The organism is Massilibacteroides sp., from assembly GCF_028705895.1.
Lineage (GTDB): Bacteria > Bacteroidota > Bacteroidia > Bacteroidales > Tannerellaceae > Massilibacteroides.
Genome location: NZ_JAQWCQ010000011.1, coordinates 65,897 through 74,364, shown reverse-complemented (window position 1 = coordinate 74,364; position 8,468 = coordinate 65,897). Strand labels below are relative to the sequence as shown.

Annotated in this window: 8 protein-coding genes; 3 read left to right on the top strand and 5 right to left on the bottom strand. The window is 36.7% G+C overall.

Annotated elements, in window-relative coordinates:
- Window positions 1–648 precede the first annotated feature (648 nt).
- From PHT93_RS04640 to PHT93_RS04630, 3 genes are all read left to right on the top strand, one after another.
- Window positions 649–945, top strand: a complete 297-nt coding sequence (locus tag PHT93_RS04640) for a type II toxin-antitoxin system HigB family toxin (RefSeq protein ID WP_300240072.1) — start codon at window positions 649–651, stop codon at window positions 943–945.
- An 11-nt stretch (window positions 946–956) separates the two neighbouring features.
- On the top strand, window positions 957–1,322 hold the full coding sequence (locus tag PHT93_RS04635; RefSeq protein WP_300240070.1) for a helix-turn-helix domain-containing protein: 366 nt from the start codon (window positions 957–959) through the stop codon (window positions 1,320–1,322).
- 796 nt (window positions 1,323–2,118) lie between these two features.
- The gene (locus PHT93_RS04630) at window positions 2,119–2,739 is read left to right on the top strand and encodes a tyrosine-type recombinase/integrase (protein WP_300240067.1); all 621 of its coding nucleotides are present in this window, start codon (window positions 2,119–2,121) and stop codon (window positions 2,737–2,739) included.
- A gap of 191 nt (window positions 2,740–2,930) precedes the next feature.
- On the opposite strand, the gene PHT93_RS04625 is transcribed toward PHT93_RS04630, so the two are convergent.
- The 5 genes from PHT93_RS04625 to PHT93_RS04605 are packed head-to-tail and all read right to left on the bottom strand — an operon-like array spanning window position 2,931 to window position 8,456.
- On the bottom strand, window positions 2,931–3,962 hold the full coding sequence (locus PHT93_RS04625; RefSeq protein WP_300240065.1) for a hypothetical protein: 1,032 nt from the start codon (window positions 3,960–3,962) through the stop codon (window positions 2,931–2,933).
- 4 nt (window positions 3,963–3,966) lie between these two features.
- Complete coding sequence (locus PHT93_RS04620) at window positions 3,967–5,199, bottom strand: GIY-YIG nuclease family protein (RefSeq protein ID WP_300240062.1); 1,233 nt, start codon at window positions 5,197–5,199, stop codon at window positions 3,967–3,969.
- Window positions 5,196–5,471, bottom strand: a complete 276-nt coding sequence (locus PHT93_RS04615; RefSeq protein ID WP_300240059.1) for a hypothetical protein — start codon at window positions 5,469–5,471, stop codon at window positions 5,196–5,198. The genes PHT93_RS04620 and PHT93_RS04615 overlap by 4 nt, the downstream gene beginning before the upstream one ends.
- Window positions 5,471–7,480 carry a DEAD/DEAH box helicase family protein gene (locus PHT93_RS04610; protein WP_300240056.1) on the bottom strand — a complete coding sequence of 670 codons (2,010 nt, stop codon included), beginning with the start codon at window positions 7,478–7,480 and terminating at the stop codon, window positions 5,471–5,473. The genes PHT93_RS04615 and PHT93_RS04610 overlap by 1 nt, the downstream gene beginning before the upstream one ends.
- A complete protein-coding gene (locus PHT93_RS04605; protein ID WP_300240053.1) occupies window positions 7,443–8,456 on the bottom strand; it encodes a virulence RhuM family protein in 1,014 nt (337 codons plus the stop codon). The genes PHT93_RS04610 and PHT93_RS04605 overlap by 38 nt, the downstream gene beginning before the upstream one ends.
- Window positions 8,457–8,468: the final 12 nt, after the last annotated feature.

The window sequence follows — 8,468 nt, the reverse complement described above, 5'->3', positions numbered from 1 at the left end:
TTGATTTACAATACATTAAAATCAATCGAATAGTTTTGATTTTTTGTGTTTTATTTTGACAAATAGATACTTTTTTCGTCCTTTTACTTACGCGTAAAAAAATGTCCATCCTTGTTTTTTGATTTATGGTATCGTTTTAGACCAATAGATATTGTATTTAGACTAAAATAGCCCGTTTTTTACCAAAAATATAAAGGTTATTTTCTGAAAAATATCCTTTATCTTCAAAAAAAGAATAGAGTCTTTTTTCAAAAAGAATAGGGAGATTTTATCCATTGCCTTTTTTTGTTCAATTTTGATAATTCAAAAAAAACGAGCATGCCGTATCGCGCGTTTTAAGTGTGGTTTTTCAGCGTTTGTTTTTCGGGGGCACATATTGTCATTTTATTTAATAAAGCGTATTAAAACAACGCTATTGAGGCTGGCGACAATTTGTCTGAAAATGACAGATTTTGCTATTATTTTGTTTTGGAACAATACAATGAGTTTCGCGCCAATGAAATGCGGTTGCTTGGAATAGAAGAGAAGAAGGGGGATTAAGTTCCCCTTTTTTTGTTCTAACGCCCTGTAATTATTCTATTTTTTGGAATTATATTTTGTTTAATGGAAATTGATTCGTGGTTTTGTATTAAATAATTGATATATGGTATGCGAATTATCACAAAGAAACAAATCGAAGACTTTTCAAAAGATTATCCAGACGCTAAAATAGCTCTTGAGGATTGGCACAGTAAAACCAAGCAAGCCAAATGGGATAACTTTTCCGATGTAAAGAAAACGTTTAACAGCGTCGATTCTGTGGGTAATGGTCGGTTTGTTTTTAATGTAAAGGGTAATTCATATCGCCTAATAGCTTTGATTAAATTCACCTTAAAAATGGTTTATATCCGACTTATAGGCACTCATAAAGAATATGACAAGATTAATGATTGTTCAAAAGAGTAAAATTTATTGGTATGAAAAAGATAAAGAATGAAATAGAATATGATGCAATCATGGCAAGGATTGACGAACTTGTCGAGATTGTAGGAGAAGATACACCCCAAACAGACAGAAGTTATATTGAGCTGGATATCCTTACTGATTTAGTTGTTGCGTACGAGGAAGAGCATTTCCCTGTAAATGAACCGTCACTTGTGGATGTAATAAAGCTCCGTATGTATGAGATGAATTTAACCCAGAAATCCGTAGCGGAAATGCTGGGTGTCAGTCCATCAAGGGTAAGCGAAATTTTATCCGGCAAGAGTGAACCTACCCTACCGGTAGCCCGAACTATAAGCCAAAAACTAAATATTAATGCCTCTATTGTGTTGGGCGTATAACTTTGGTCATTTGTACACATAAAGCCTTATCCCTTACCGGAGTAGGGCTTTTCTGTTATTGATGGGGTTGCGGAAAATTCCGCAGACCTACGAGAACACAACTTCGTGCTGTCCTAAACAGGGCGTTAACTTCTTCACACCCTACGAGGGCGCAAAATTACGCTGTCCTAAACAGGGTATCACCAAAATTGGGGACACCTTGACTAATCCTCTTTTTCACCCCTTGACTGAAAACCCCTTTTTTCGCACTATTTTGGAGCAACACGATTCTTACAAATTTACAGTCAACCTTGACTTATGTTCAAAGTGCTATTTTCGAACTTTGCCAGATTTGTTTTAGAAGGGATTTTAAATCCCCTTTAGAAAAAGTATGACGATCATGACGAGGAAATAATAACTTTTTTTTGTTCAGTATCTTCGGAAAGTTATTCTACTGTATGATGTAGATAGAAAAACCTATGTACATCCAGCGATGCTACGCAAAAGAAAGGTATAATAGACTATAAAACAATCTATTACACAAATTAATCCCGTAGCCGTAGCACCGTAGCACGACATCATTACGAGAATATTCTCGCTATGATAAGAGATATGTTCTACCAAACTATATATATTTTCGGAATACTGTTTTACTTTTGATAAGGGGAAAAAAGGAGATCGAAATGTCGAAAGGAAAGGATTCTGCGGAAATACTCGAAAATACCATCACAAGGCGTTACGTGCTGCTTACAACAAAGCAATAAGTGCTGGTGAAGCTGATGAACGCTTTTATCCTTATGGAAAAGGTAAATTTGAAGTGAATAAACTTACTGAAACAACAGCTAAGCGTTACTTGTCTGATAATTATATTGGACTAATCAAATCGACTACTTGTGAGGCAGTCTCTGCTGAAATTGCTCGGAAACTATTCTTATTCTCATACTATTGTCACGGCATCAGTTATATTGATATGGCGCAACTATCTACGAAGAATATTTACGAAGTCGAAAACGAAAGGTATATTGTGTATAAACGGTATAAATTGAGACATAACAAATCAGCCAAGCTTATGTATGTGAAAATAACTCTGGAATTAGAATCTCTTATTGAATGGTTTAAGCATAACACTCTTTTAATCGCTAACTATCTTACTCCCTGTATCACTCGTGACTATGAGGGAGCAAAACTATATGAACATATCAAGAACAGACGTGGTCGGTACAATGATGCCCTTAAGGAAGTTGCTAAAGAACTTAATATACCTATAAATCTGACAACCTATGTTTCTCGCCATTCTGTAGCAATGAGACTTCGGAATAATGATGTTGCTATCGATAAAATAGCACAAGTGTTCGGGCATACAGATGTAGCTACAACCAGCATTTATTTGGATAGCTTTGGGAATAAGGTTATTGATGAAATTGTGGGGGTACTGTGAAAGAATAAGAATTGTTTTATAACCTACTTTTCTATTTTTTTCAAGAAAAGTGAGTAGTATAGTGGGATGAAAAAATATAGAAGGCTTACGAGTTTTGGAATTGTGCGGTTGAATCATAAAAATTCTTGTTTTTCAGTAGTGGCAAAGCGTGGAATTAGTTAATGTGTTATAATTAAGTTAGTTTCTGAGGTTCAATAGATAAATGGATCAAATAACGTCTTTAATTCCGTCAGGGTTCGTTCCATAGGTATAATACTAGGCCCTATAAACTGTGGGCTTTCAATCTCTGACTCAACATAACGTTTTACTGTTGCTCTTGGGAATTTTGTTATATAACTTTTCCAAAAAGAATCTGTGATTTTTAAAAAGCTGGCATCAATATGGTAGAAGTTTCCCCATTTTTTCCAAAGCTTATTCTGATCTGCTATATCTATTATTTCAATTCTGTCTAATCTATGTCCATTATTTTCCTTATTATATATTGATCGAATAAGATCCATAGCGTCTATATCACTTTCCGGTGCACTATAACCGAAAAAAGTGATGATCCCGGCATAATCAATATATTTTTTCACCAACTGCCATTGCTTGTAAATGAATTCATCAGAGCTATAATTCTTCTTTTTAATGGGGAATAAAAGCTTGGTATTCACATAGTCAAGACCACATTTCTTACAATGGGACTCTATATGCCCGTAGTTTTTGCATGCAGGGCATATTCCAGCTGAAACATTTCCATGCAAAAAAGCGAGCCGAGGAAGTTTTTTTTCAGGAAATCCCAAATCGATCACTCTATTATATGCTTCAATCAATAATGGATCCCAATTAAATGTTGCGATCAAATCTTTTTTAGTAAGACAAAGAATTAGATAATCATAAATTGTTGCTTTGTCAGGGAGTCTAAGTTTGGAGAAATAATCAAATATATTTTTCTCTAATGTTTTTCTGACCTTTACATATTCTTTTCTTTCATATAACTCGGAGTAAATATCTTCAAGATTTTGACTTGTTGTTTTAATATTACAGTTGTCAATTAAAGGAAGAAGGTTTAATTCTTCTAAGAAATTATTCATTACAGAGCATTTATTCCCATTTTTATCTCCATTAAGGATCGCTGCCATTGTCGCACCTGCCCCTAAAAAAACAAGATGAGAACGTTCTTTTAATTTGGAGATTGTCTTATCCCATTCTTGATTAGTATCTTTTTGGTGCTCAGAATTCATATATCTACCTTTCCTTTATACTTACTTCCAATACCTTACCTAAATGATATTTTATCATTTGATTGTCCTCATCGTATGTTGTATCTGTAATTTCAACTAAGGCCAAATCCCGGTCTTTGTGATAGCCCACATAAAAACGTATGGCATCGTATTTTTTTAGATAACGAATGCCACTTTCCTGTTCTACCCAGGTATAGGACGAAAGTTTATTTTGTTTCAATTCTCTGTATTCAATCGTTTTTTCACCCGAAAGGATTTCCTTAAAATACTTTTCTTTAATGATTAAGGAAAGTATATGCCAGCCAGCTGTATCAATTTTATCCGATTGTAGCTGTTCCGACTGTTCATCCACTTCTTCCAACATCTGCAACTGGGTATTATAGTGATACTTGATTATCGATCCATCGATAATACGTTGAATCACTGTTTGAATAATTGGAAGAGGAACGACAAACCATTCTTTAGGTTTATGCTCATTGCCTGCTAAATCATACACCTTTACATTAAATCGGGCAGCTGCAAAAAATTGGTGTATGATAGACTCGAAGGCCTGTGTCTTTAAATTGTAGGTTTTCCATTCTCTGACAATTTCGACTTTGTCCATTAGATAGGTTGGCTCGTATTCTGAGTTTTTCGTTCTTTCTTTTACTGAAGTTGTTGAAAAACCTATTTTATACAAGTCTTTCTGATTGGCGATCTCCGGTTCTTCAGACAATGAACGTAGAATATAAATCCATCCGTCATGGATATCTTCATCTCCTACTTTAAAAGAGTCCAATGACCAATTGTCGTATTCTTTGCTTTCCGTAACCACAAAACCGTCGTGTTGAATATTCTTTCCTAATGTTCGCAGCTTTATATCCGACTCCGTCCCATTCTCATAAACGATCCGTGTACGTCCATCTGTATGGCCACTTTTATCCACATGTACGTTGATTATTTTTTCCAAAAAAGCAAGAACACCACTGACAATATAAAATCCACCTTCTTTCAGATTCTTTTCGCTATATCGAACTAATGACCGCTTACCTCTGCTGAGTTCCTGATGAACTTGTTTAAACAACGGAGCATACAAATAAAAATCTTGACATTCCTTTTTCTGTGCAACATAGTCCGTTTTCTGTTTATTCGCTTTTAATATCAATATCTCAGACAAAGAGAAAAGCTTTTTTTCTGTATCCGTAATATTAAACAACGGATCATTCAATATATCGTCTAATTCATCTTTGTTGATCATACCTCTCCATCTAAAAGATTAAACTCATCCAACGTTCGTAAATATTCCCGTTTCCAATCCGTCTCACGTATTCCCTTCAATTGCATAGCGTACGTTCGTTCGGGTCTGTCGGCATCTATGGAGGGCTCCCTGCGATGTACACTATACCATTCGTTAATTGCTAAGAAAGCTTCTTTTATCCGATCATCTGCCGTCATTTTGGGAGAAATCGGATGGGTATTGGCGAACTCCGGTTCGTCAAATATATCCAATAAATCTTTTGGCCAATCCATTAGGCGTCTCCTTTCTGCTTAATGGACGGTTCAAACTCTAATCCCATTTCTTTTCTGATCTTATAATTCTTCAACACATTGATAGCCTGAGCCAGTCTTCTGATTTTGGGATCTGGATCATCAAATGAAGGTGGAGTATTGTGGGACTGTTTATAGAGTTGATAAGGCCCTTTAAATAAAATAACCGCCTCTTCAATCGTCATCGGCATTTTCTTCTCAGCTATTGTGTTTTGAATTACTTTTAAAACAGGAGCCGTCACTTCTTTAGACATAATCTCATAAGCTCGTTGGAAAGGGTTTACACGGTCTATCATATTGATGGTCAAGCCATCAATGTTGATGAATGTGTTGGTTAATTTAATTAATCGATTCCCATCCGGCCGAATCTCTTCCTCCTTTCCCTTGAGTACCATATCCAACACCAACCGTTGGCGAATTTCCTCATTTTCCTCATTCGATAAATCCGGATATGTTTCCTGAATGATCTTAGGAATAATTACTTTGTTGATTACTTCAGGCGGAGTATCCCCTCCCAAAGCTTTCGCAATCATAGGACTTTGAAGAATGGTTGCTTTCAGATCATCAAGTTGTTCCGTGACAATTTGACTCGACCGGACAGACGATAGAGGTTTAAGTCCTTCGACAACAATTGTACGCTCTTTATTTGAGAAGTCTTCCATCTGATCTTTTTTTGTTCTGAAATTCCAGGATGGAGCCATAACCTGTTCCATCAGCAATGAAGCGGTTATCGCTTTCAACATATCATTAACAGCTATTGTTACATCATCCTGAGTCGCATCCGGGGCGGCAATCAGATTTGTAAATTGCGCATGTTCCTTTCCTTTACAGTCTCGAGTACAACGCCCTATAATCTGGACAACTTCTGTTAACGAACCACGTACCCCAATTGTCAGACAGTGTTCGCACCACTCCCAGTCAAAGCCTTCTTTGGCCGTACCTAAGGCTATAATGATATCTACATCATCTTTACTCTTCATACGTTGTAAATAAGATTGAACAACCGAGCGCTGATCCCCTCTATCCTCTACCAGATTCGCAATTTTGAGATATCTCCCATCTTTGGATTGAACACTAGTCAATCCTTTATTATAGTCTGTTTCTATTTTATTCCCACAAAGATCGATAATTTGATTTACCTGATGATATTTATCGACCGCACCTGACGCCCTGGCATTTACGGAGGGTATGTGAATAATCGTTTTCTTTGTTGTATCCAAAACTTTCCCTAATGCGGTAAGGTAATGTCCCTGATAAAAATGATAACCAAGTCCAAGGCTTTTCAGATATTTATATCCGTCTAACTGTTGGTAATAATCGTAGGTAATCGGATAAAATAAGACCTCGTCTTCCGAACGCAAAACAGGCACGCCATCTCCTCGGAAATAAGAGCCAGTCATAGCTAAAATGTGTGCGTTTGTTTGATTCATGATGCGTCTGATATTTTCACCCAACCCATTGTTTACATCGGCCGAAGTATGATGAAACTCATCAATTCCAAACAGGGCATCTTGTAATTGTTCGTTTTCCAAATCCTCCAAGCCAAACCGAAGCGTCGCATGGGTACAAACTAATATTTGAGCCTTTGTTTCCGAAACAAAAAATTCACGAAAACGCTTAATCTTATCTTTCTCATTTGAAGAATCACATAGATTAAAATAAGGAGTAACAGTCCAATCTGCAAAGAAACCAAAAGGCTTTAATGAAGTACTTTGAAACGAACGGCCAATACTCTTTTCTGGAACAGCAACCACGATTCGCTTCAAGCCTTGATGTATTAATTTGTCTAAAGCGACAAACATCAAAGCACGTGATTTTCCGGAAGCCGGAGGAGCTTTGACTAACAAAAAGCGCCGGTGTCGTTCCTTATACACTTTTGCTTGCATCTCACGCATTCCCAAGCCGTCTGTCTGACTTGATTTTCCTGTTTGAGAATAGGTTATTTCCACTACATTATTCATCCCGTTTTTCCCTTCCTTTCGTTTTTCCACCTTTTAGCTTCTTAATATCCTGATCAAGCTCTTTTATACTGTTCAGATGGTCGAGCTTTCTCAGCTCTTCTTTATATTGATTGTATTCACTTGAAGCTTTTTCTAAGGCCAGTTGATGAGATATCTGTCCTGCATGTTCCAAAACGCTCCGTTCATTCAAGGTCAAAACTAAGCGAAGTTTCTCTATCCAGTCTTTCATATACATGGGCTTGTGCGCCAAGGCTTGTGCTTCGGCGAAAGCCAGAAACTGTTCAACGATCAACTTCAGCGACTGAATTTCTTCTTCAGACAGATAATTTTTGCCAATGCTAACATCGGATTTCAAGACCTTTCCGGTTTTCTCGGTAGAAGTCAGCCCCATCATGGGTAGAGCCGCATTGGATCGATAATAGATCAACTCCGCAGACGTTTTACCACTTACTGCCCAAAGAAGTTTGTTTTGCACCTCCTTATAAAACATCATGGTTTTTTCGTCAGACGGATCATAATCAATACTGGTTGCGTAAATATCCTTAATTTGTTGATAAAAAACACGTTCAGAAAGACGAATTTCCCGAATCCGGTCTAACAGCTCTTTAAAATAATTCATTGAAGAGCCTGTCTTGAATCGTTCGTCGTTTAATGTAAAACCTTTAATGATATACTCTCGCAAACGCTGTGTTGCCCAGATTCTGAATTGCGTACCTTGTTTTGATTTCACCCGATAACCAACAGAAATAATCACATCAAGATTATAGTAATCTACCTGGTACGATTTCCCATCGGAAGCAGTTGTTGCAAAATTTGCAACAACTGAATCAGGTCTTAATTCCCCTTCATCAAAAATATTTTTAATATGGCGGGAGATAACAGATTTATCTCTGTTAAAAAGAGTGGTCAGTTGGTTTAATGATAGCCAGACTGTTTCTCCCTGGAATAAAACATCTATTTTGATGCTTCCATCTGGGGATTGATATAGGATGATTTCGTTATTCATTGCTATATACTT

What these genes read in the sequence shown, in the direction of transcription:
- PHT93_RS04635 (WP_300240070.1), top strand. Translation starts at nt 957, where the DNA reads ATGAAAAAGATAAAGAATGAAATAGAATATGATGCAATCATGGCAAGG.
- PHT93_RS04625 (WP_300240065.1), bottom strand. Translation starts at nt 3,962, where the DNA reads ATGAATTCTGAGCACCAAAAAGATACTAATCAAGAATGGGATAAGACA.
- PHT93_RS04640 (WP_300240072.1), top strand. Translation starts at nt 649, where the DNA reads ATGCGAATTATCACAAAGAAACAAATCGAAGACTTTTCAAAAGATTAT.
- PHT93_RS04605 (WP_300240053.1), bottom strand. Translation starts at nt 8,456, where the DNA reads ATGAATAACGAAATCATCCTATATCAATCCCCAGATGGAAGCATCAAA.
- PHT93_RS04620 (WP_300240062.1), bottom strand. Translation starts at nt 5,199, where the DNA reads ATGATCAACAAAGATGAATTAGACGATATATTGAATGATCCGTTGTTT.
- PHT93_RS04615 (WP_300240059.1), bottom strand. Translation starts at nt 5,471, where the DNA reads ATGGATTGGCCAAAAGATTTATTGGATATATTTGACGAACCGGAGTTC.